General features: G+C 57.4%; 19 protein-coding genes. 5 read left to right on the top strand and 14 right to left on the bottom strand.

Features of this window, described 5'->3' with window-relative positions:
* Nucleotides 1-20: 20 nt before the first annotated feature.
* The 4 genes from HFD94_RS07625 to hipB all read right to left on the bottom strand — a co-directional run bounded on the left by HFD94_RS07625 (nucleotide 21) and on the right by hipB (nucleotide 3,491).
* Nucleotides 21-1,442, bottom strand: a complete 1,422-nt coding sequence (locus HFD94_RS07625; RefSeq protein ID WP_167432968.1) for a Xaa-Pro peptidase family protein — start codon at nucleotides 1,440-1,442, stop codon at nucleotides 21-23.
* Between the two features lie 176 nt (nucleotides 1,443-1,618).
* Nucleotides 1,619-1,825 (bottom strand): type II toxin-antitoxin system MqsA family antitoxin, encoded by a 207-nt coding sequence (locus HFD94_RS07630; protein ID WP_010244885.1) that lies wholly within the window; start codon nucleotides 1,823-1,825, stop codon nucleotides 1,619-1,621.
* A 104-nt stretch (nucleotides 1,826-1,929) separates the two neighbouring features.
* Entirely contained in the window at nucleotides 1,930-3,243 is a 1,314-nt protein-coding gene (locus HFD94_RS07635) for a type II toxin-antitoxin system HipA family toxin (RefSeq protein ID WP_167432969.1), read from the bottom strand.
* Nucleotides 3,243-3,491 (bottom strand): type II toxin-antitoxin system antitoxin HipB, encoded by a 249-nt coding sequence (hipB, locus tag HFD94_RS07640; protein WP_022625644.1) that lies wholly within the window; start codon nucleotides 3,489-3,491, stop codon nucleotides 3,243-3,245. Before hipB ends, HFD94_RS07635 begins: the two co-directional genes overlap by 1 nt.
* A 180-nt stretch (nucleotides 3,492-3,671) precedes the next feature.
* On the opposite strand from hipB, the gene HFD94_RS07645 reads away from it, so the two are divergent.
* Nucleotides 3,672-4,109: a GNAT family N-acetyltransferase gene (locus HFD94_RS07645; RefSeq protein WP_060680221.1), complete on the top strand. Its 438-nt coding sequence runs from the start codon at nucleotides 3,672-3,674 to the stop codon at nucleotides 4,107-4,109.
* Nucleotides 4,110-4,142: 33 nt separating this feature from the next.
* On the opposite strand, the gene HFD94_RS07650 is transcribed toward HFD94_RS07645, so the two are convergent.
* The 4 genes from HFD94_RS07650 to HFD94_RS07665 form a co-directional block, all read right to left on the bottom strand.
* The gene (locus HFD94_RS07650) at nucleotides 4,143-4,937 is read right to left on the bottom strand and encodes an inositol monophosphatase family protein (protein ID WP_010244873.1); all 795 of its coding nucleotides are present in this window, start codon (nucleotides 4,935-4,937) and stop codon (nucleotides 4,143-4,145) included.
* A 23-nt stretch (nucleotides 4,938-4,960) separates the two neighbouring features.
* On the bottom strand, nucleotides 4,961-6,022 hold the full coding sequence (locus HFD94_RS07655) for an ABC transporter ATP-binding protein (RefSeq protein WP_033779165.1): 1,062 nt from the start codon (nucleotides 6,020-6,022) through the stop codon (nucleotides 4,961-4,963).
* Entirely contained in the window at nucleotides 6,019-8,244 is a 2,226-nt protein-coding gene (locus HFD94_RS07660) for an iron ABC transporter permease (protein WP_167432970.1), read from the bottom strand. The genes HFD94_RS07655 and HFD94_RS07660 overlap by 4 nt, the downstream gene beginning before the upstream one ends.
* 87 nt (nucleotides 8,245-8,331) lie before the next feature.
* On the bottom strand, nucleotides 8,332-9,357 hold the full coding sequence (locus tag HFD94_RS07665; protein WP_033779163.1) for an ABC transporter substrate-binding protein: 1,026 nt from the start codon (nucleotides 9,355-9,357) through the stop codon (nucleotides 8,332-8,334).
* Between the two features lie 221 nt (nucleotides 9,358-9,578).
* Between HFD94_RS07665 and HFD94_RS07670 the strand changes: the two genes are divergently transcribed.
* The 3 genes from HFD94_RS07670 to HFD94_RS07680 all read left to right on the top strand — a co-directional run bounded on the left by HFD94_RS07670 (nucleotide 9,579) and on the right by HFD94_RS07680 (nucleotide 13,688).
* Complete coding sequence (locus HFD94_RS07670; RefSeq protein WP_060680225.1) at nucleotides 9,579-10,613, top strand: LacI family DNA-binding transcriptional regulator; 1,035 nt, start codon at nucleotides 9,579-9,581, stop codon at nucleotides 10,611-10,613.
* A gap of 264 nt (nucleotides 10,614-10,877) precedes the next feature.
* Nucleotides 10,878-11,771, top strand: a complete 894-nt coding sequence (locus HFD94_RS07675) for an SDR family oxidoreductase (RefSeq protein WP_010670164.1) — start codon at nucleotides 10,878-10,880, stop codon at nucleotides 11,769-11,771.
* Nucleotides 11,772-11,864: 93 nt separating this feature from the next.
* On the top strand, nucleotides 11,865-13,688 hold the full coding sequence (locus HFD94_RS07680; protein ID WP_122888876.1) for a glycoside hydrolase family 15 protein: 1,824 nt from the start codon (nucleotides 11,865-11,867) through the stop codon (nucleotides 13,686-13,688).
* Nucleotides 13,689-13,728: 40 nt separating this feature from the next.
* Here the strand turns inward: HFD94_RS07680 and HFD94_RS07685 are convergent, their stop codons facing one another.
* The 5 genes from HFD94_RS07685 to HFD94_RS07705 form a co-directional block, all read right to left on the bottom strand.
* Nucleotides 13,729-14,199 carry an RES family NAD+ phosphorylase gene (locus HFD94_RS07685; RefSeq protein WP_010244853.1) on the bottom strand — a complete coding sequence of 157 codons (471 nt, stop codon included), beginning with the start codon at nucleotides 14,197-14,199 and terminating at the stop codon, nucleotides 13,729-13,731.
* On the bottom strand, nucleotides 14,199-14,651 hold the full coding sequence (locus HFD94_RS07690; RefSeq protein WP_167432971.1) for an antitoxin Xre/MbcA/ParS toxin-binding domain-containing protein: 453 nt from the start codon (nucleotides 14,649-14,651) through the stop codon (nucleotides 14,199-14,201). The genes HFD94_RS07685 and HFD94_RS07690 overlap by 1 nt, the downstream gene beginning before the upstream one ends.
* An 89-nt stretch (nucleotides 14,652-14,740) precedes the next feature.
* Nucleotides 14,741-15,895, bottom strand: coding sequence for a class C beta-lactamase (gene ampC / locus HFD94_RS07695; RefSeq protein ID WP_060680228.1), 1,155 nt, complete (start codon nucleotides 15,893-15,895; stop codon nucleotides 14,741-14,743).
* A 31-nt stretch (nucleotides 15,896-15,926) separates the two neighbouring features.
* Nucleotides 15,927-16,172, bottom strand: a complete 246-nt coding sequence (locus HFD94_RS07700) for a hypothetical protein (protein WP_022625634.1) — start codon at nucleotides 16,170-16,172, stop codon at nucleotides 15,927-15,929.
* A gap of 67 nt (nucleotides 16,173-16,239) precedes the next feature.
* The gene (locus tag HFD94_RS07705; RefSeq protein WP_022625633.1) at nucleotides 16,240-17,421 is read right to left on the bottom strand and encodes a glycosyltransferase family 4 protein; all 1,182 of its coding nucleotides are present in this window, start codon (nucleotides 17,419-17,421) and stop codon (nucleotides 16,240-16,242) included.
* 619 nt (nucleotides 17,422-18,040) lie between these two features.
* Between HFD94_RS07705 and hpxO the strand changes: the two genes are divergently transcribed.
* Nucleotides 18,041-19,198: an FAD-dependent urate hydroxylase HpxO gene (hpxO, locus tag HFD94_RS07710; protein WP_122888875.1), complete on the top strand. Its 1,158-nt coding sequence runs from the start codon at nucleotides 18,041-18,043 to the stop codon at nucleotides 19,196-19,198.
* A 51-nt stretch (nucleotides 19,199-19,249) separates the two neighbouring features.
* Here hpxO and dcp read toward each other — a convergent pair whose 3' ends face one another.
* Nucleotides 19,250-21,295, bottom strand: coding sequence for a peptidyl-dipeptidase Dcp (gene dcp, locus HFD94_RS07715; protein WP_122888874.1), 2,046 nt, complete (start codon nucleotides 21,293-21,295; stop codon nucleotides 19,250-19,252).
* Nucleotides 21,296-21,305: the final 10 nt, after the last annotated feature.

The raw sequence follows: 21,305 nt of genomic DNA on the forward strand, positions 1-21,305 counted from the left end.
GTTTTACTCTCAGTTAAATTTTACAAATTATTACCGGCCGCATCAGGCCGGTTAAGCCCCTGCTGGCGCACCAGTGCACGGCGCTTATCCAGTAAAAAAGGGCGCAGATAGCCTACCGTGTTCGAGAGCAAAATCACCTCTTCGGCAAGCTCAATCTTCAGCACGTCTGTCAGATACGCTTTGCGCTGAGTCATTCGCTGCCAGAGATCGGGAAAACGATGCGCCAGCTCATCACGCAACGCCGCGTCCGCCAGTCCGACCGTATCCTCGATACTGCAGCCGCCATAACCCGGCACCGACGGGATAATATCGATCTGCAGCAGCATACCGCTTTTCAGTGTCACGGCTGAATCGGGATAGATGGGCGAGCTTAGCCACTCTTCGTCAGCCACCAGATGCCCCGGATTAAGATGCCAGCCATACTGCGCTTTCGGCAGCACCGTTTCGATAAGCGAATAGAGTTCGCCGCCGGTGATCCCGATCCGCAGCTGCTCCAGCCAGCTGACCACCGCGTGATAATAGGGGATCGCCAGCCGGGTCAGCCAGTCGGAGACGTTACACTGTAACTCAGAAGCTTCACTGACCACGTAAGCCGAGCGGCTGGTCAGCCCGCCTTTGTAGCCGGTGGTAAGAGAAAGCTTGTCGCCTGTCGCAATCCGTTTATCAGACGGATAGAGCCGGGCCTGGGCGAAACGATCGCCGGTCGCGGCAATCGTCACCACCGTGTTTGGCTGCCCTTCTGCGTTCAGACGTGCGCCTAACGCCTTCTCTGTGACGCCCGGCGCTACGCTATCCAGCGCAGCCAGCATCGCGGTTGAAGCAAGATTGGCCCCCGCCTCATAAAACGCCACTTCATCGGCGCCGTTAACGCAGCGTGCACCGTTGTCAGGCGAGATAAACAATCCGGTGGCGTTTACCAGTTGTGCATCGCCGCCCGCTGCCTGCGCCGCCGCGGCATAGATGAACTGCGGCAGATCAAACATCCCTTGCTGCCTGCCGGTAAATAACTTCCAGCCCACCAGCCCGGTGCGTTCTCCCGCCAATATCCCTGCCTCTGTTAACAGCTGATCCAGGGGCTGCTCCCCGCGCATAGGCTGGTTGGGCAGAGAAAAGACCGCCGCATGCAGACAGCGTCCCGGATTGCGGGCAAACGGCACCAGCTTGAGGTTCTCATTACCCATGATATAGGTGAGCTCGCCCTGCTGAGTCACCACCAGCAGCGCCTCCTCGAAGCGCGGAATGAATCCCGCCAGATATTCAAAATTGCTGCCGTGCTCTTTGTCGGCATAGATAATCAGTTGCGCAATCTGCTGCTGCTGCATCCGCTCAATAATGGCGGCCAGACGGCGATTCAGTGTTTCATCAGACATCACAGGGCTGGCAGCACCGGGAAATGCCGGCGGTGACGGGATTGTTTCCAGGGCATAGCGATTGGCATCCATAACGCACTCCAGTGGCCAGATTGATTGACGGGGGTTTGATTTCCGTTCCCAGGGTAAACCTGAGGTTTAGCCTGTAGGGTGCCACAATCACACAACTTACTCGTTGCGTGTTATCAAAAGAGGGACATTCACCTGTAACAGAGACAAAGAAGCCCGCGCTAAACGGGCTCTCTATGTTATTTGATGGGCACGCCTGCATTCTCCAGCGCTTCAGCCTTTTCGGGATATAACTCCGACGTTCCGGCATTCATAATCACCGCTCCACAGCGGATGCAGTGATCGCCCTTTACATCTGGCACAACGTCCTCCGGATTACCCGTATTAAGACTGACGTCGCGCGTGGCGTACACAAACGCCTCTCCTTCACATCCCGGACACTTCATACCATGACTCTCCTGTTAAGCCTGTCAGATAAGCATAGCCGACAGGCTTTTAGCCATACACATGAGGAGAGGTTTTTCAGGATATTGCCAGCTCATAAGCGCCATCACTCTTTGTGCCGCAGCCGCTCCAGCATAATCAGTGAATGACTAAAAATGGCGTCGGCGATGTGCTGCGGGAAATCGGGCGGCAAGGCATCGCGCACCGAGACCACTGCCTGGGGAAAGGCCTTAATAAAGAAGTCGAAGATCTGCTGCAAACTGTCACGATCAAAACTGACGCTTTTTGCCGTGGCGATAAAATGGCGCGGGAAGATCTTGTCGATCTCTGTCTTCTTCCCCTTAGTGGCACGCAGCCCCATCGCCAGTTTCAGTGCTCGCTTGTTCAGACCGGTGCCGCCCAGTACCGGGTAAGCGGAGATCACATCATAAAAGGGAGTCAGTCGATAACTGCCGCCGCGCTCAATAAACAGTGAGAAGTTCTTGGCGTGACCGTCGGTTGCGCCAATCAGCCACTGAAACACCTGGAACATCATAAAGCGATAGCGATCTTCGATGGCGTTGCTCGATCCCATCAGTATCTGCATGATCTCCGTAATACCCGGCCCGCCATCCGACTCATATTTGGTTGAAGATGGCAGTCCCAGCGCCTGACAGAAATCCTCCTGCGGCAGGCGAATCAACCGGGTTTTATCGCGTGACCAGCGGCGGTCAAAACGTTCTACCGCCAGGGCGCGCATCTGTCCGGCACGGATAATCGTTGCCTGCGGCACGCCGATACCGAGTGCACGGGCCAGCGCCAGACAGAGATACTCATTCTCCACACTTTCACGCATATCCAGCGTCGCGGCCGGCTGTTTAATCTCTCCGATCGGCAGCTTAATGATGTGCGAGGTGGGCGTGGCACCGGCAGGAATGCTCCAGCCTTCATCGGTCAGCAGCAGTGCGGTTTTCTCCTGCGCCCCCGCGACCGAGATACGGAAATCGGTCTCTTCACGCAGCATCCCCAGCGGGATATCTGACTGATAGGCCGACAGCACGCTTTCCAGCCGGGTTTCATCCAGCACTTCATAGCGGGCTTGCAGTGCGGGCAGTGGCATATCGGGCGGCAGCAGCATAGTCGCCCCGACGCTGTCACGTCCCACTTCCTGCAACAGATCAAACGGCTGACGGGATTTAATCTGGTAACGTGCCACAATTCTGTCGCGAATCAATGGGCTATCCGGCAGCAGATTATCGAAGAAGTTAATCACGGCGTGTGAAGTGATCGCCCTAACCTGCAACGGCATCGAAAGTGACAGCGGCCTGGAGAGCGGATTACTCAGCCAGCCGGTATCATACTGAAACTCATGAGCGCCGTTTCGCTGCCGGGTGAGTACGCCTACCCGCTCGCCGTTCATCCACGCAATCAGCCTTTGCATTACCACTCATCCTCATCATGCAGCTGAGGCGCACTGGCCTCCTCTTTCTCCTGAACTTCCAGACTCAGCTCCAGCGACTGTAACAGCTTAAACAGCGTTGCCAGCGAGGTACTGTCAGGGGCATTTTCAAAGTGAGAGATGGTGGCCTGTTTCAGGCCGACCTTTTTCGCCAGCTCACTTTGGGTCCAGCCATTACGCTGACGAATGAGCTTTAGCCGGTTTGCCAGCTGTAGCGGGCTGTATATCATGGGGTGGCTCCTTCTGGATCACAGGCTGTAAGCATAGCGCAGGGGTATTATCCCCGACAGGGTATAAAACAGCTTTTACCCCCTGAAGGGGATAACAATTACTTTATACCCTATAGCGGATAATTGCACAATTATCCTTTGCAGGGGATAAGCCGGAACCACGAATAAAAGAGGACGAGGATGAGCACATTTACCCTTACCCATCAGGTCAACGACGACGATCGGGAAGAGTTGCTGGCAGGACTGGGGGCTTACAACCGGCAATTTATCAGCCGCGATAACTGGGGACCGCTGTCGGTTTCTCACAGGGACGAACAGGGAACGTTGCGCGGGGGAGTGATCGCCGCACGCAAAGGAAACTGGCTCTGTATCGATTATCTCTGGGTGGACGAAACGCTCCGTGGCAGTGGTCTGGGCAGCGCACTGCTGGAAGCCGCAGAGCAGGAGGCGGGAAAGATGGGATGTCTCTATGCGCTGGTGGATACCTTTAGTTTTCAGGCCCTGCCGTTTTATCAGAAACAGGGTTATCAGCCGCAGATGTCCCTGCCCGATTTTCCGCAAACCGGTATGCAGCGTCACTATCTGACCAAAACGCTACGGCCAAAAGCATCACGCTGACCACAGTACCATCAGCGTGACAGGGTCACATAATTACAAACCGGCAATGCGCCGCAGATCCGCTTCGGCACCCGGTGCCACGGCCAGAACCTGCGCGCCTTTAGTGATGCGATCACCTTCGGTGTTAAACGGGTGGTACCAGCCGCCCGCTTCTTTTACCAGGCAGTAACCCGCCAGGCAATCCCAGGCGTGCATATAGGGTTCGTAATAACCCACGACCCGACCGGCGGCAACCCAGGCCAGCATCAGTGCGCCGGAACCAATACGGATAAAGTTACCGCCTGCCGACAATAGTGCTGCCACAATCTCGCCTACCTGCTGCGGGCTGACATAACTGTTGGCACCAAAACCGGTAACGTGGTTTTGCAGCGTGCGTGTGGGATCGACCTGCAGACGATGACCGTTGAGCGTTGCGCCCTGCCCCAGTGCCGCCACGTAGCACTCCTGATAGGTCGGCGCGAAAATCACCCCGATGACCGGCACATCGCCGCGCAGTACCGCGACGGAAACACACCAGCTCGGCATCCCATTGAGAAACGGGCTGGTGCCATCGATTGGATCAACCACCCAGGTGTAGTCAGACTCTCCCACCTGCAGTCCCGACTCCTCACCCAGAAAGCCATCATCGGGAAACGCATCCCGTATACGGCTGGCAATCAGCTGCTCCACTTCACGGTCGGCAATCGACACCACATCCTGCAAATCGTACTTGGTCTCCACCACCAGCGTCTCGCGACGGTTGAAGTAAGATAACGCCGTCGCGCCACCTTCACGGGCAACGGCTTCCGCTAAAGCCAGACGCGCCATTATTTCATCATGCGATTCCATGCGAACTCCTTGAGTTAGTCAGATTAACGGGCAATCAGGGCAAGGCCCTGCGGCTTAAAGTTGACGCCAACTGTGGTGGCGAGCGGCAGACGCTGTTCCATCTGCGGATCGATAATGAACAGCGCGCCCAGTTCGGTGGCAACTTCATATTCGATATGGTCACCCAGCCAGGTGCTGTGAATGATCTCCCCCTGCAGCGCCCCCTGACCGTCGCCGGACAACGTAATAAACTGCGGTCGCACCGCCAGCTGAGCACTGCCGGTTTTTGCTCCGGCACCTCGCACCCGGAAGCGCTGATTACCCAGGCGGACCAGCGCGTCATCCGTATCTGCCTCTTCCACTTCACAGGGCAGAATATTCGCCTCCCCCATAAAGTCCGCGATAAAGACCGAATTGGGCGAATGGTAAAGCGTCTCCGGCGCACCCTGCTGGGCAATATCTCCCTCTTTCATGACAATAATCTTATCGGAGACAGCCAGCGCCTCCTCCTGGTCATGGGTCACGTAAACCGCCGTAAACCCGAGCCGCTGCTGCAGATCGCGGATGTCGGTGCGCACCCGACGGCGCAGACGCTCATCAAGGTTCGATAGCGGCTCATCAAGCAGCAGCACCTGCGGTTCCAGCACCAGCGCGCGGGCGACCGCAATACGCTGCTGCTGTCCGCCAGAAAGCTCCGACGGCAACCGCTGCCCCTGACTCTCCAGACCCACCAGCTTCAGCCCCTCGCGCGCCCTGTCCTGCGCCTCGCGTTTGTTCATGCCCGAGGAAAGCAGCCCGTAGAGAATATTGTCGATGGCGTTCATATGGGGAAACAGCGCGTAGGACTGAAACACCATCGCCACGTCGCGCTCGTTGGCGGGCAGATGGGTGACATCTTTGCCGCCAATCAGAATCCGCCCTGCGGTGGGATGCTCCAGCCCGGCCAGCAGTCGCAGCGTAGTGGTCTTGCCGCAGCCGGACGGCCCGAGCAGCGTCACCAGCGTACCCGGCTCTACGGTGAGCGACAGATCCGGCACGGCAGTAAAACCGGCAAAACGCTTTGCGACATGTTCAAACACTACCGATCCGGCGTTAATGGTCGTCATACGGCTCTCTCCTGAGTCAGAGTGGATGCAGAGGGTGCGGCAATAATCACCGCCGGTTGGATTGCACGACGCAGGCGACGTTCGCCCACCAGCAGCTGGAAAAGGCCAATGATCAGCAGCATCACCACGATCAATACCGAGGAGTAGGCAATCGCCACGCCATACTCACCGTTCTCCACCAGCCCGACAATGTACGAGGTCGCCATGTTGTACTGGGCGCTGACCAGGAAAATCACCGCGCTGATAGAGGTAATGGCCCGCACAAAGGCGTAAACCAGCGCGGCGCTGATGGCCGGTTTCAGCAGCGGTAGCACCACTTTGCGCAGGGTACGGAAACTGTTTGCGCCCAGCGTCAGGGAAGCTTCATCCAGGCTTTTATCCAGCTGGCTCATCGCCGCAATACCGCCACGCACTCCCACCGGCATATTACGGAAGACAAAGCAGGCGATCAGGATCATCGCGGTACCGGTGATCTCCAGCGGCGGCAGGTTATACGCCATCACATAGCTCACACCAATCACCGTGCCGGGAATGGCAAAGCTCAGCATCAGCATGAACTCAAAGGTCTGACGACCGGCAAACTTCTGTCGCACAATCAGCCAGGCAGTCAGCAGTCCGACAATGGCCGTAAGCGGCGCGGCAATCAGGGCGATCTCCAGCGTGGTCCAGAAAGAACTCCAGGCAACGCCGCTCCAGACCAGTTGCCCCTGATTAACGCTGACGCTAAAGGCGCGGATATAGTGATCCAGCGTCAGGTTGTTATTCAGCCCCCAGGACTGCACAAAGCCGCCAATCATGATCATGCCGTAGATCAACAGGGTGAACAGACCCCAGGGTATCACCATGCCATAGACGCTGTAGCGCACCGGACGCGGCAGCATCACATGACGGCCGCCGTCGCCTTTGCCGGTGACAGTGGCGAAGCTTTTGCCGGAGAGCCAGACGCGCTGCACCAGAAAAGCGGCCAGGGTGAAGCCCAGCAGGATCATCGCCAGCACCGCCGCGCGACTCGGGTCGTTCTGTGCGCCGACCACGGAGAAGAAGATCTCCGTCGACAGCACGCCGTGACTGCCGCCCAGCACCATCGGGTTACCGAAATCGGCCATGCTTTCGATAAAGCTGATTAAGAAGGCGTTGGCCAGCCCCGGCGCCATCAGCGGCAGCGAGATGCGGGAGAAAGTGCGCCAGCGGCTGGCACGCAGGGTCTGTGACGCCTCTTCCAGTGACGGACTGACGCCCTCGACCACCCCAATCAGCACCAGAAAGGCGATGGGGGTAAAGGAGAGCACCTGGGCAATCCAGATGCCGGTCATGCCATAGAGCCAGCGGCCCGGCTCGATGCCGAACAGCGTCGCCAGCGATTCGGTGACCACGCCGGAGCGGCCAAACAGCAGGATCAGCGCCAGACCGATGACAAACGGCGGCGTGATAATCGGCAGAATGGTCAGCATCCGCAGCGCTTTTTTACACGGCAGCGAGGTGCGCGTCGCCGCCAGTGCAAACGCCAGTCCCAGCAACGTAGCGCCACTGGCCGTCATCAGCGCCAGTCCCAGCGTGCGCCAGGCGGTGCCGCAGGTGCCACCGGTAAAACAGCCGAGGCTCCAGATGGCGGGATCCTGCATATTGGCAATCAGTCCGTCAGGTTTAAAACTGCCATCAATATCCTGCACCGAGGCGACAAACAGGCTCAGCACCGGATAGAGCACAAAGGTCGTGACCAGCGCCACCAGCAGCACAATCGACGCCACCACAAAGGCATCGCCTCTCAGCACGCCGCGCTCCGCCAGGGCAAAGGCGAAAATCAGCAAAAATATGGTCAGCAGCAGCAGCGCGCCCGCGCCCATCGCCGGTTGCCCCTGCGCCAGCGGGCCGGTGAGGTTCTCCAGCCATAACCAGTTCCAGCCACTGAAACCGATGGCATGCCCTTCCAGCACCAGAAACAGAATGCCGCAGGTGCTGAACAGCAGCAGCAGCGTGCTGCGGGTGCGGCCCGGGGGCAGAAAGGCGCTGCCAGCACAGAGCAGCCACAGCGCCACGGCGATGCCCAGCCAGCTGTGTAACGCGAGCTGCCCCAGCGCAGGCGCATTGGTCTCATCACCCCATAAGCTGAACAGCCAGTCACCCGAGAAGAAGCCCTGCTCCAGGCTATACCAGGGCAGCAGCGTCAGCGCGCTGGCGCCCGCCAGCAGCGCGCCGGTTAAGCGACGATTGTGCGCATTCATAAATCACCTCAATCAGGAAGCGGACATCAGGCTTACGCCACCGCGGTCTGGCACAGACCCGGCTCAGGTGGCCGGGGCGCACCACCGTTATTGTGCGCTGGCACCAATCTCTTTATCCCAGCGGCCCAGCAGCGCTTTGCGTTTTGCTGAGTCACCATAGGTTTTAAAGTCATAATCGATCAGCCTGATGTTCTCGAAGCGCGGTGCATATTCAGAGATCTCCGCCTTGCGGTTAGAGGGCAGCTGGAACGATTTCGCCTCTTTCATATGCGACTGTGCTTTAGCGCTGAGCGCCCAGTCATACCAGGCTTTGGCATTGGCCAGGTTTCGTGCCCCTTTGATGATCGACATCGAACCTATTTCATAGCCAGTGCCTTCACAGGGCGCGACGGGCTTAATCGGGAAGCCATCTACTTCCATCGCGACGGCATCATGCATAAAGACAATGCCGATGGTGGTTTCACCGCGCGCGGCGGCTTTGACCGGAGCAGAGCCGGACTTGGTATATTGCGAGATGTTGGCGTTGAGCTTCTTCAGGTAGTCAAAGGCTTTGTCTTCGCCCATGATCTGCACCAGCGTCGCCAGGGTGTTATAGGCCGTGCCGGAAGAGTTGGGATTGGCGATCTGAATCTCGCCTTTAAAGCCAGGGTCGAGTAAATCCGCCCAGCAGGCAGGCACTTTCTGCTTTTTCTCCGCCAGCAGTCTGGTGTTATAGCCCCAGCCCAGCGCACCGGCATAAACGCCCACGGTGCGATAACCGGAGATCTCCGCCACTTTTTGTGACCAGGGCTGTTGCTGATCGAGCAGTGGCGATTTATAGGCCTGGGTCAGCCCCTCTTCGGCGGCCTGCATATGCGGATCGCCGGTACCGGCCCACCAGATATCGGTACGGGGATTGCGTGCCTCGCTGCGGATACGGGCATAGGCTTCACCGGCAGAGAGCCGCACCATGCTGAGTTTAATATCGGGATGGGACTGGCTGAACAGCGTGGTCATCTGTTCGCACACCACCACATCGGCTGAGCAGATCATATTAAGATTGCCCGCCGCCGAGGCAGCAAACGGCACTATAGGGCAGACAATTACAGCAGCGAGCAGAGAGGAATAACGCATGGTGTTCTCCTGGGCTGGATGACGCAGGCGCGCCAGCTTTTGCACATGTGTGCAAACATATGTGCAGATTAGTACGGCGGCCCTGCTGCAGTGTCAATTCAGTTGTTAAGCAATTGTCAGTCGCTGTCACAAATTTGAAACCTTTCGCCCGTCTGTATTTTTTGCACAGCCTTGCAACTTCAGGCAAACTCAGTGCAGACAATGTCAGGCGAGGAGAGAACATGCAGCAGCTTAAGGCGGTGGTGAGTGCGCAGGATGTGGCTGACCGGGCGGGCGTCTCCCGCTCAGCGGTCTCCCGCACCTTTACACCGGGAGCCAGCGTGTCAGATGCTACCCGTCAGCGGGTGATGAAAGCGGCGGAGGAACTGGGCTATCACGTCAATCATCTGGCGCGCGGCCTGGTGCGCAACCGCAGCGGCATCGTCTGCTTAATTGCCTCCGAGGTGGACACGCCCTACCGTGCCAGCCTGGTGCGCTGGATGACCCAGTATCTGCAGGAAGCGGGAAAAGTGGCGATGCTGATTAACACTGATCGATCTGATGCGCGCGTTTCCGCCGCGCTGCAGCAGGCGATTAATTTTCGCGCCGACGCATCGATTATTCTCTCCGGCATGCCGGACAGCGGCATCACGCGGCTCTGCTACAAACATGGTCAGCATCTGGTGCTGATTAACCGCGACGAGTCCCTGCCCGGCACGCTCAGTATCAATCTCGACTCCCGCCCCGCCGCAGAAATGGCGGTTAACGCGTTTGTGCGGGCGGGATGCAGCCGCATCGCTTTTGTCAATTCGCTGGCGGGAACGCCGAGTCTGCTGAAGCGCGAAGCGGATTTTCTGGCCGCCGCGCAGAAAGTGGGCGTCACGGTCCAGGTGGAGCGGTTCGGCACCACCTCTTACGAAAGCGGCCAGATTCTGGCCCAGCGTCTGCTGACACGTAAAGTTCGCCCTGATGCGGTGTACTGTGCCACCGACCTGCTCGCCTGCGGCTTTATGGATGAGGCGCGTCACCGCTTTGCGCTGCGTATTCCGGACGATCTCTGCATCATCGGACACGATAATATCGCGCAGTCGGGCTGGGCCTCTTACAACCTCACGACCTTTGCACAGCCGGTGGAGCAATTCGCCCGCGATGCCATTGCCTGGCTGGTGGAGACGGAAGCGCAACCGGAGACGCTGATGCCAAAAAATGAACAGCAGCAGGAGCGGAGAATATATCCGGCAGATGTGGTCTGGCGCGGTTCGGTACGCGGCGGTTAACCGCCCTTTTTTATTTTCTTCCGCTATGTAATTACGCCCTGAAATAATCCACAACCGATCTTACGCTTCGCTTTAAATATCCCGCCCCTGCACTGAAAAATAATCGGACGCTACTGCACAGTGTTCCGATTTTCTGTCTACGCTTTATCTGCATTATTAAGTTCTTCTGGTTTTAACTGCTCAATGAATCAGCAGTCAGATGTGACAAATATCACATTTGTGCCAGGCTTAATGTCTCAGATAACTCTGTTCAAGGAGCATACAATGGCTACACCAACTAACAAGACGCTCGATCTGGATCAATTTCCTAAACCTCCTTTTGAGGACCAGCCACAACAGGCGCCAGGCCTGGCCAGTAAAATGATCCCGGTTCCCGACCACGGTGAAACCAGCTATCGCGGCACGGGCCGACTGACCGGCCGCAAGGCGCTGATCACCGGCGGTGACTCCGGTATTGGCCGCGCGGTGGCTATCGCTTATGCACGTGAAGGCGCAGATGTGGTGATTAACTACCTGCCGGAAGAACAGCCCGACGCCGATGAAGTGATTAAATTAATCGAAGCGGAAGGCCGTAAAGTTTTTGCTATTCCTGGCGACATTCGTTCTGAAGAATTCTGTCAGCAGCTGGTCAAAGAGGCAGCCGATAAATTAGGTGGCCTGGATATTCTGGTTAATAACGCCGGTCGTCAGCAATTTAATGAGTCCATCCGGACCCTGAGTACGGAAGATTTTGACGCAACGTTTAAAACCAACGTTTATGCGATGTTCTGGATCACCAAAGCGGCGCTGGAATATCTGCCACGCGGTGCGTCCATTATTAATACCTCGTCCGTACAGGCGTTTAAACCCAGCGATATTCTGCTCGACTATGCGCAGACCAAAGCGGCCATCGTCGCCTTTACCAAATCCCTGGCGAAGCAGCTGGGTGGTGACGGTATCCGGGTCAACGCCGTTGCACCAGGGCCGTACTGGACCGTGCTGCAGTCCAGCGGCGGACAGCCGATGGAGAAAGTGAAGCAGTTTGGCGCCGACTCACCGATGGGCCGTCCGGGCCAGCCGGTTGAGATCGCCCCACTCTACGTTACCCTGGCCTCAACCGAGAGCAGTTACTCCTCCGGGCAGGTCTGGTGTTCTGATGGCGGCACCGGTACGCTGTAATCTCACTCAGGTGGCCGCATAACGCGGCCATTTTTTTGTCCCGCTTTTGCCCCGCTTAAGAAACCTCGCCACCGTGATATAAGGAAGCAGATTATGGAAAACCCGATCTTTCATTCGCCGGTCAGAAAAGAGGGCTTTGCGGGCCTGGGTGATTATGCCACCATTGGTGAAGGCCGTTCTGTTGCGCTGATTGCGCCGGACGGTTCCATTGACTGGTGGTGCGCGCCCAATCTCGACGCAAAGCCCCTGTTTGATCGCCTGCTTGATGCCGGACTCGGTGGTTACTTCCAGATTGTCCCGCGTGCGCCTTATCAGGTCTCACGCCGCTACCGCGATAACAGCAACGTGCTGGAGACCCGCTTCGAAACCCGTGACGGCACCGTGCTGCTGACCGAATCGATTAACAGCACGCTGGCGGGCCGTCTGCCCTGGTGCGAACTGGCTCGCCGCATAGAGGGTGTCAGCGGTGAAGTGGAATTAGCGATCACCCTGCGCTTCGGCACCGCCGCCGAAACCCGTTCACCGTGGGTGGCCGATAATGAGAAAGGCAAGGTGTTTCACATCGCGGAGATCATGGCGATGTTGCGCACCAGCGAAGATATTCAGATCACGGAGCTGGATGACGAGCAGGTCTGCGCCACGCTGCGTACCTATGCCGGTTCCCGCTCGCTCTGCGCGCTGCTGGTGACCGAGAAAGAGCCGCTGGCGGTGCCGCCGCTGGAGGCTATCGATCAGCGGATTGAAACCAGCCACACCGGCTGGACCAGCTGGGTGGAGAGCCTGAGTTATGAGGGCCGCTACCCGACGCTGGTGAAGCGCTCAGCCCTGTCGCTGAAGTTTCTCTGGTACTCCCCGACCGGCGCGCTGGCTGCTGCTGCCACCACCTCCCTGCCGGAGGGGATCGGCGGCGAAAAAAATTATGATTACCGCTACGCCTGGGTGCGCGATGCCTGCCTGATTATTAAAGCCTTCGTCTATCTCGGGGCGCTGGAAGATTGTAAGGCGGCCTTTTCCTGGCTGTCGCAGACCATCATGCGCCATGGCGTCAGGCTGCGCGCCTGCTATGCCCTGAATGGTGATGAGGTCCCCGCTGAGCGTTATCCGCCGCTGAGCGGCTATCAGAACTCTCAGCCCGTGCGGGTCGGCAATAATGCCCGTGACCAGCTGCAGCTCAGTATGTATGGCGACATGCTGGTCACCGCGCAGCATTTTATCGAGGCGGGACACGTGCTTGATATCACCACCTCGCGCATGCTGGGCGAGCTGGCGAACTGCTGCGCCGATCACTGGCGGCAGAAGGATTGCGGCATCTGGGAGCTGCCGGAGCTGCAACACTACACCCACTCCAAAATGGCCTGCTGGATGGCGCTGGATCGGGCGGTGGCGCTGGCAGAAAGCCAGCATATCGAACCGACCTGGCTGGGGCGCTGGCAGCGGGAACGTGACCGTATCCGCGACTGGATTGAGTCGCACTGCTGGTCAGAGCAACAGCAGGCTTATCTCTTTTACGCCGGCAGTGACGATCGCCTCGACGCGTCGCTGGCGCTGGTTCACAGCTACGGCAACGCGGTCAATCCGCAGCGGATGCTCTCGACCTACCGTGCTATCCGGCAAAAACTGGGTGACGGCAGCGCCATGCTCTATCGCTACAGCGGGGTAAGAGAAGAAGAGAGTACCTTTCTCGCCTGCGCCTTCTGGCTGGTGGAAGCCTGGGCAGAGATGGGTGAGGCGGATGAGGCAGAACAGGCGATGCAGGAGATCCTGGCTACGCTGAACGGCCACGGTAATGTCGATATCTTCAATGAGATGTATGACGTCCGCAGCCAGAGCTGGCGCGGCAATATGCCACAGGGGCTGAGTCATCTGGCACTGATCTGCGCGGCGCAGGCGCTATCGGAATCGCAGGCACCAGCGTGATGTGAGATGTTGCGGTGAGAAAAGTGGCGAATCCGGCGCCCTATTGCAGCCTGAAACGCGGATCGAAGAAAAATGGCTCTACCACCACCTTACTGATGATGCCAGCCGCTGCCGGATGACGGGGATTGAACAGTGCATTCCACTCACCGGTCAGCGTGCTCGGCACCTTCAGCACCAGGCCGTTATCCGGGCTGGCAAGCCAGTCGTCACCAATTTGCCGCGTGGACGATGGCGCAGGATCGGCCTGCCAGTCATCGGGGAGTGCCGCCAGCGAGAGCTCGGTAATCAGCGATTCAGGGACGCTAATCGACAGCATAGAGTAATCGTGTGACAGATCCTGAATGGTGAGATGAACCAGCGCCTCAAGTACACAGAGCGCCCGGCTTGATCCCATATAGACACAGACCGTTCCCACGGAATTCCAGCGCCCCCCGTAAGTGCGGGCACCAAAACCATCAAAGGCGCTCATCGCATACTCACTCTTCACCAGGCGAAAGAAACGTACTGCCATCAGGTAATCACGCCATGCTCAAGCTGGCCAATCAGGTTAATCACCGCTTCTGCACCCGCCACCGTGGTGGTCATCTCCGCCGGTTTCTTACCGCCCAGCGCTTTGGCGGGCGTTTCCAGCCACTGCACCAGACGCTGCCTGTCGTCGCGGAACAGTTTGCTGCCGGCAGAGAGGATGCGGATCAGCATGTAGATCCGTCCGCTCTGATCGGGCGAAAAGGTCTGCTGTGGATCTTTGACTTTGCGGTTGTAGGTGGTGCGATCAATGCCCGCCAGACGGCACAGCCAGCCCTCGTCAAAGGTGGACAACGACGCCGTGCGTTTCAGCACGCCGCTGCTGAACCCTACCGCAATACGCTGGTGCGCATCAGGCAGTGTTTCCGGCAGATTCAGGGCATGCAGCAGCGAATTGTCGCGACGATGCTGAGCGGGTGTGTAGATGGCGATAGACATAGCAGCCTCCTGTTCATTTGATTTTTATTTTAGCGCAAATGAACAGGAGGTGCCAGCTTTACCCCGTCGCTGAGCAAGCGTGATGCCTGTTACTCAGGCTTCTCCTGCTGTAACGCCTGCAGAATCTGCCACGCCGCCTTTATACGCAGCGGATTAGGGTAATTCTTGTTGGCGAGTATCACGATGCCGCTGTTCCTCTCAGGAATAAAGGCGATATAGGCACCAAATCCATTGGTTGCACCGGTTTTATGCACCCAGCTGGCACTCTGCGACGGCCCGACCGGATTGAGCAGCGTCGCCGGGCGGGGTTGCAGCGCAACACCATTATCGCTGTCGCCCATCAGCGTGTCGGCAGTCACCGGCCAGTCGTAGATCTCCCAGCCCAGTCCCTGAAACAGGGTGCCGACTTTGAAGTAGCGCGCCTGCGCGGTGCGAATGGCATTACGCAGCACGGCATTCCCCGAAGAGAGGCGGTTAGGATCCACATTTGCCTGCATAAAGGTGAGCATGTCACGCGCGGTGGATTTAACGCCGTAGGCTTCTGCATCCAGCATGCCGGGTGAAACCCGTACCGGCTGGCCATTTTTATAGCCCCAGGCGTAGTCCAGCATCATTGAGGGCGGCACGGTGATATAGGTGCGCGTCAGACGCAGTGGCTGAAACACATTTCGCGCCATCGCCTGCTCATAATCACCCTTCACCATCAGCGAACCAAACAGACCGATGCTGGCGTTAGAGTACTGCCGGAGCGTGCCGGGCGCTGCTTCTGGCTGCCATTCCTGATAGAAACGCAGCAGCGAAGCCTGATCGGTGACATCATCCGGCAACTGTAAAGGCAGGCCGCCCGCGGTATAGGTCGCCAGATGCAGCATCCGCACCGGACGCCACTGCTCACCGGTCAGCTGCGGCCAGTACTTCTGCACCGGATCGTTAAGGCGTATTTCGCCGTTGCGGATCATGACGCCGGCCAGGGTGCCGGTAAAGGTTTTGCTCACGGAGCCCAGCTCAAACAGCGTGTTTTCCGTGACCCGGCGACGTGATTCGAGATCGGCCACACCGAAGTTCACAAACTGCGCCCGGCCTTTGTAAAGCACCGCCACCGACATGCCGGGGATCTCCTGCTGCTCCATCAGCGGTTCGATCGCGGCTTTAACCAGAGAAGTAACCTGCTGTGAAGAGAGATCGGCGGCGACACAGCTGGCAGAAAGAGAGAATAACGCGAGATAAAACAAAGACTTTTTCATTGGCAACTAAGGGATTCTTCACTGAATTAAATTATTTACACTGGTCGGCACAGGCCTGCACGCACATCTGAGCCTGAGAACTGCAGCCACCGTTGTCCCGGGTGTTGCAGTGCGATTGTTCTGTGTAGCAGTTGGTCTGACAGGCGGAGACATCGCAGCGGGCAGCGACGGGCGTCAGCTGTGCCAGGGGCGCGCGGGCCGGAAAAAGCGGTGCGGGCTGAGCGAAGGCGCTGCTGCCCAGTAATCCGGACAGCAGCAGGCTGATAATCATTTTCATAAGAGTTCTCCAGAGGGACGCTGCACTAAGTATGGCCAGTCTGGCGCGCCCCGTCAGAGAAATCTAATCAAATTGAGACCACAGGGGGATGTTGAGTGACATTAATCACGCCACGGCTGTAGATATCGTTGAGCCGGGCAATGTAACGCTGGGTGTCATGCTGATCTTTGATGCGCAGAATCGCCGCCTCACCTTTCTCCTGCAGCATCTCAGGACGGTCGATAATAGCGAGCAGTATCGATTTCAGCCCCTCCACCAGCGACTGACGCAACTGCGTTTTCTGCTCTGGCGAGGTAATACTGTATTCACGGTCAGCGTTCAGCGGACTCGCAATCACCCAGCCTGCACTGGCGGGATTAATCTCTGGCAACGCGCGCACGTTGCTGGTAATCACCGGGCAGCCGTTAGCCTGCATCTCCAGCACTGAGAAACCGTACGTCTCCTGCCAGGTTGGTAGCAGTCCGGCATCGCTCTGGCGGAACAGCTGCATCAGGGCGCCGTTATCCATCTGTGAATGATGCGTGAAGCAGCGATAGCGTTTGATGCGGTTCTCAATGCCACTATAGAAGGTCTCATCATCCTGGAACTGGCGGTGCGCCACGTTACGACGCTTGGCGAGATCGCCAATCAGCTGCACATCCAGCTGCGACTCTTCCAGTTTGCGCTCTTCAATCAGCTCACTGATCGCCAGCACGACTTCAGCCCCGCCTTTGCGGTAGAACTCGTTACCGGCAAAGGTCAGTTTCAGAATACCGGGCTGACGCGGCGTTTTCTGCTGGACAAACAGCTTCTGCGGCGGATGCAGCACCAGGGTTTTACGGCGGATTTGCTGGGCAATATCCGGCCTGAACAGTTTCATCTGAATGTTCAGGGTGGCATCTGAGATGGCAATCAACCCCAGGCAGTTATCTTTTAACAGATAAGGAATGAGGCGTTTCAGCTCGGGGTTATCCTGCTTGGCGACGCCCGCCACCGGCAGCACACGCGGCAGCTCCGTTTCAAACGACGCGACCCACTTCTGATGGGTTATCGCCACTTCATTGAACAGATGCAGGATGTCAGCCCGCGATGCCCCTGAAAAAGGCACAGGCTGAAAGACAAAGGTTTTATTTTTTTTGAGCAATCGGGTTCGTAACGGATTAATAAAGTAGAACAGATTGCTCTTTTTCAGATTGATATATTCGTTATCCGGATTAACTAAGATATTACGCTGCTCCGGATACTGGTTATTCGTGATTCCAATTTTCATGTTCGCCTTCCAGAGTCCTTGTGTCCGGAGTGATCTATATCACGTGATCGTGACTGGCGGGTCTGAGCAATATCCTAAAAGCCCGTAATGACGCGGCCTGAACGCTTTTGCTAATGATTGCGCACGGTGCTAAAACAGACACAATTGTGTCTGGTTATGAATTTGCATTTTTTATTAACAGGTGTGTTTAACTGTGTCAGGCTAACCCCTTATTGAATATAACGATTATTTTCCGGGAAATATTCGCGCCAGTTGTTATGTAAATGTTTAATTAATTGTCAGGAATATTAGCGAAGCGGATGAGGATTTTAGTTAATAACTTTTAAAGTAATAAGAATGACCATGCTGAAAAGTGCCCGGCGCGTTCCACTGGCTGATGATTAACACAGACACAGACGGGCGATAATGAAACAAATGATGCAGTACGGTTATAGCCGCACCCTTTTTGCACGCCCGTTTGCCACAATTCAGTGCAACTGATTAAGAGGAAGGCGGGAGTCAGGTGCCCCCCATTATACATTAAGCCTATGATTTACATTGTTATTTATATGAAACTCTCTACCACCATCTCTCTGGTACAAAAGTTGCAGGAAGTGACGTATGCAGACAGGAGAGCATTATGAAAGCAATCGTGATTGGTGGCGGTATAGGCGGCATGAGTAGTGCCATTGCGCTGGAGAAATCCGGAATTGACGTTGAGGTCTTTGAAGCCGTAAAGGAGATGAAGCCCGTCGGCGCGGCGATTTCCATCTGGCCCAACGGGGTTAAATGCCTGAATGCGCTGGGCATGAAAACCGCGCTGCGTGAGCTGGGCGGGAACATGGCCTATATGGCCTATCACGATGGCACCACCGGCGCGCCCCTGACCCGCTTCAGTATGGCACCGCTGGTGCAGCAGGTTGGCGAATATCCCTGTCCGGTGGCGCGGGCAGAACTGCAGGCGATGCTGATTGATACCTTCGGGCGTGAACGGGTGCAGTTTGGTAAGCGGGTGATCCAGGTCGAGCAGACCGGCAGTGGCGTGATTGCCACCTTTTCCGACAACACTCAGGCCACCGGCGATTTCCTGATTGCCGCCGATGGCACCCATTCGGTGATCCGCGAGTATGTGCTGGAGCAGAAGCTTGAACGACGTTACGCCGGTTACGTTAACTGGAATGGCCTGGTCACTATAGATGAGAGGATTGCGCCCGCCGATCAGTGGACCACCTTTGTCGGTGACGGCAAGCGGGTGTCGCTGATGCCGGTCAGCGGTAATCGATTCTACTTCTTCTTTGATGTGCCGCTGCCGAAAGGGCTGCCGCAGGATCGCAGCACGGTGAAAGCGGACTTAACCGGCTATTTTAAGGGCTGGGCGGAGCCGGTACGGCAGCTGATCGCGGCAATCAATCCTGACACCACCAATCGGGTTGAGATCCACGACATTGAACCTTTCAGCCGCTTTGTTAAAGGACGTGTGGCCCTGCTGGGCGATGCTGCCCACAGCACCACGCCCGATATCGGCCAGGGCGGCTGCGCGGCGATGGAGGATGCCGTGGTACTGGCCTCAACGCTGGCTTCTCATTCACTGGGTATTGAAGATGCACTGCTGCGCTATCAGGCGCGACGGGTTGAACGGGTAAAAGATCTGGTGCTGAAAGCGCGCAAACGCTGTGACGTCACGCATGCGCGCGATCCGGCGATCACGGCAGAATGGTATGACTCTCTGAAAAGCGAAACCGGTGAACGGGTGCTGGCCGGAATGTGCGAAACCATTGAAGGTGGCCCGCTGGGTTAATACGAATAAAACCGGGCTGTCAGCGCGACCAGCGCGTGACAGCCCGTTCTGCTATGACTCCGCCAGACCACGATTTTTCAGCATGGGCTCCAGCTGCGGAGGCCCGCCCCGCCAGATTTCATACAGTGTTTTAAGATCGCTGCTGTTCCCCCGGGACAGAATTTTCTGCCGGAAGAGGTCGCCGTTCTCGCGCGTCAGTCCGCCATGTTCCGCAAACCACTGATAGCCATCGTCGGCGAGCATCTGCGTCCAGATATAGGCGTAATAACCTGCTGCATAGCCACCGCCCCAGATGTGCTGGAAATAGCTGGAACGATAGCGCGGCGGCACCGCCGTCAGCGCCAGATTATCGCTCTGTAACGCCTGCTGCTCGAATCCCTCCACGCTTTGCGGCGCGGAATCACGGTTAAGGCTGTGCCAGTGCAGATCCAGCAGCGCGGCAGCCAGCAGTTCGCTCATCTCGTAGCCTTTGTTGAACGTGGCGGCCCGGACGATTTTTTCATGCAGCTCAGCGGGCATCAGCGCCTGAGTCTGATAGTGGCGAGCGTAGTTGCGGAACACCGCTGGCTCGCTGGCCCAGTGCTCGTTGATCTGCGAAGGAAACTCAACGAAATCGCGCGGGGTTTCCGTTCCCGACAGGCTCGGATAGCGCTGGCTGGCAAACAGACCGTGCAGCGTGTGGCCGAACTCGTGAAACATCGTGATGACGTCGTCCCAGCTCAGCAGCGCCGGTTCACCGGCTGGCGGTTTGGTGTAGTTACAGACGTTGTAGATCACCGGTTTGCTGTCGAGCAGCGTGGACTGGTTGACGAAGTTGCTCATCCAGGCGCCGCCGCCTTTGCTGTCGCGCTTAAAGAAGTCGGTGTAAAACAGCGCCAGCGGGGTCTCATCGGCGTCAAAAATCTCATAGACCTGGACGTCGGGATGGTAAACCGGCAGATCCTGTCGCGGCGTGAAACGGATGCCATAGAGCTGCGTCGCCGCCCAGAACACGCCATTCTGCAGCACCGAATTCAGTTCAAAGTAGGGCTTAATCTGGCTCTCATCCAGATCGTAACGGGCACGCCGCACCTGTTCGGAATAAAAACGCCAGTCCCAGGCCTGCAGGGTAAAATCGCCCTGCTGCTGGTCGATGGTCTGCTGGATAGCCGCCGCTTCACGCTCCGCACGACCGCGCGCGGCAGGCACGATGTTATGCATAAACGCCAGCGCCGCCTTAGACGTTTTGGCCATCTGATCCTGTAACTTCCACTCGGCATAGCTGGCAAATCCCAGCAGCCGCGCCTGCTCGGCCCTGACCTGCGCCAGACGTAATACCAGCTCGCGGGTGTCGTTCTCATCGCCTTTTTCAGTGCGCGTCACACCCGCCTTAAACAGCGCTTCACGGGTTGCGCGATCGGCCAGGCTCTGTAGTGCGGGTTGCTGGGTGGTGTTTTGCAGCACCAGCAGCCAGCGCTTTTCCAGTCCGCGTGCCTGCGCTTCCGCCTGCGCCACCGCCAGATCGGCCGGTGAGAGTCCCGCCAGCTTCTGCAGATCATCGACGACCAGCCCGCCCGCTTTAGTGGCGGCCAGCAATTTGTTGGTGAAGCGGGTACCGAGGCGGGCCGCTTCCTGATTCAGTGTTTTAAGCTGCTGTTTCTGCGCTTCCGGCAGATTGGCTCCCGCCAGCTGGAAACGCTGCCAGATCACCTCAACCAGCCGTTTTGATTCAGCATCCAGTTTAGCGCGCTGCAGATAGACCGCATCGAGCCGCGAAAACAGCGGGCGGTTAAGCATGATGTCATCATTGAGCGCGGTGAGCTGAGGTGCAATCTCCTCATCCACCTGCTGCAGATACGGGCTGGTATGCGCCGAGGTCATGGCACTGAACACCAGATTCACCCGGTTGAGCAGTTGTCCGCTCCTCTCCAGCGCCTCATAAGTGTTGAAAAAGCTGGGCGCGTCGCTGTTCAGTGCGATCGCCTCGATCTCCTGACGCTTCTCCTCAATGCCCGCCTGCAGCGCGGGCAGAAAATCCTGCTCCTCAATCTGGTCAAAAGGAGGGGTCTGGTAAGGCAGTGTGCTGACGCTAAAGAAGGGATTCTGACGGGCGTTCATGGTTCGCTCC

The sequence above is a fragment of the Pantoea sp. EKM20T genome, assembly GCF_011800485.1.
GTDB classification, from domain to species: Bacteria; Pseudomonadota; Gammaproteobacteria; order Enterobacterales; family Enterobacteriaceae; genus Pantoea; species Pantoea agglomerans.

Excerpts from the sequence above, each read along its gene's own strand:
- HFD94_RS07665 (WP_033779163.1), bottom strand. The coding sequence starts at position 9,357 with ATGCGTTATTCCTCTCTGCTCGCTGCTGTAATTGTCTGCCCTATAGTG.
- hipB (WP_022625644.1), bottom strand. The coding sequence starts at position 3,491 with ATGATATACAGCCCGCTACAGCTGGCAAACCGGCTAAAGCTCATTCGT.
- HFD94_RS07630 (WP_010244885.1), bottom strand. The coding sequence starts at position 1,825 with ATGAAGTGTCCGGGATGTGAAGGAGAGGCGTTTGTGTACGCCACGCGC.
- HFD94_RS07705 (WP_022625633.1), bottom strand. The coding sequence starts at position 17,421 with ATGAAAATTGGAATCACGAATAACCAGTATCCGGAGCAGCGTAATATC.
- hpxO (WP_122888875.1), top strand. The coding sequence starts at position 18,041 with ATGAAAGCAATCGTGATTGGTGGCGGTATAGGCGGCATGAGTAGTGCC.
- HFD94_RS07660 (WP_167432970.1), bottom strand. The coding sequence starts at position 8,244 with ATGAATGCGCACAATCGTCGCTTAACCGGCGCGCTGCTGGCGGGCGCC.
- ampC (WP_060680228.1), bottom strand. The coding sequence starts at position 15,895 with ATGAAAAAGTCTTTGTTTTATCTCGCGTTATTCTCTCTTTCTGCCAGC.
- dcp (WP_122888874.1), bottom strand. The coding sequence starts at position 21,295 with ATGAACGCCCGTCAGAATCCCTTCTTTAGCGTCAGCACACTGCCTTAC.
- HFD94_RS07700 (WP_022625634.1), bottom strand. The coding sequence starts at position 16,172 with ATGAAAATGATTATCAGCCTGCTGCTGTCCGGATTACTGGGCAGCAGC.
- HFD94_RS07690 (WP_167432971.1), bottom strand. The coding sequence starts at position 14,651 with ATGTCTATCGCCATCTACACACCCGCTCAGCATCGTCGCGACAATTCG.
- HFD94_RS07645 (WP_060680221.1), top strand. The coding sequence starts at position 3,672 with ATGAGCACATTTACCCTTACCCATCAGGTCAACGACGACGATCGGGAA.
- HFD94_RS07680 (WP_122888876.1), top strand. The coding sequence starts at position 11,865 with ATGGAAAACCCGATCTTTCATTCGCCGGTCAGAAAAGAGGGCTTTGCG.
- HFD94_RS07675 (WP_010670164.1), top strand. The coding sequence starts at position 10,878 with ATGGCTACACCAACTAACAAGACGCTCGATCTGGATCAATTTCCTAAA.
- HFD94_RS07685 (WP_010244853.1), bottom strand. The coding sequence starts at position 14,199 with ATGGCAGTACGTTTCTTTCGCCTGGTGAAGAGTGAGTATGCGATGAGC.
- HFD94_RS07650 (WP_010244873.1), bottom strand. The coding sequence starts at position 4,937 with ATGGAATCGCATGATGAAATAATGGCGCGTCTGGCTTTAGCGGAAGCC.
- HFD94_RS07655 (WP_033779165.1), bottom strand. The coding sequence starts at position 6,022 with ATGACGACCATTAACGCCGGATCGGTAGTGTTTGAACATGTCGCAAAG.
- HFD94_RS07670 (WP_060680225.1), top strand. The coding sequence starts at position 9,579 with ATGCAGCAGCTTAAGGCGGTGGTGAGTGCGCAGGATGTGGCTGACCGG.
- HFD94_RS07635 (WP_167432969.1), bottom strand. The coding sequence starts at position 3,243 with ATGCAAAGGCTGATTGCGTGGATGAACGGCGAGCGGGTAGGCGTACTC.
- HFD94_RS07625 (WP_167432968.1), bottom strand. The coding sequence starts at position 1,442 with ATGGATGCCAATCGCTATGCCCTGGAAACAATCCCGTCACCGCCGGCA.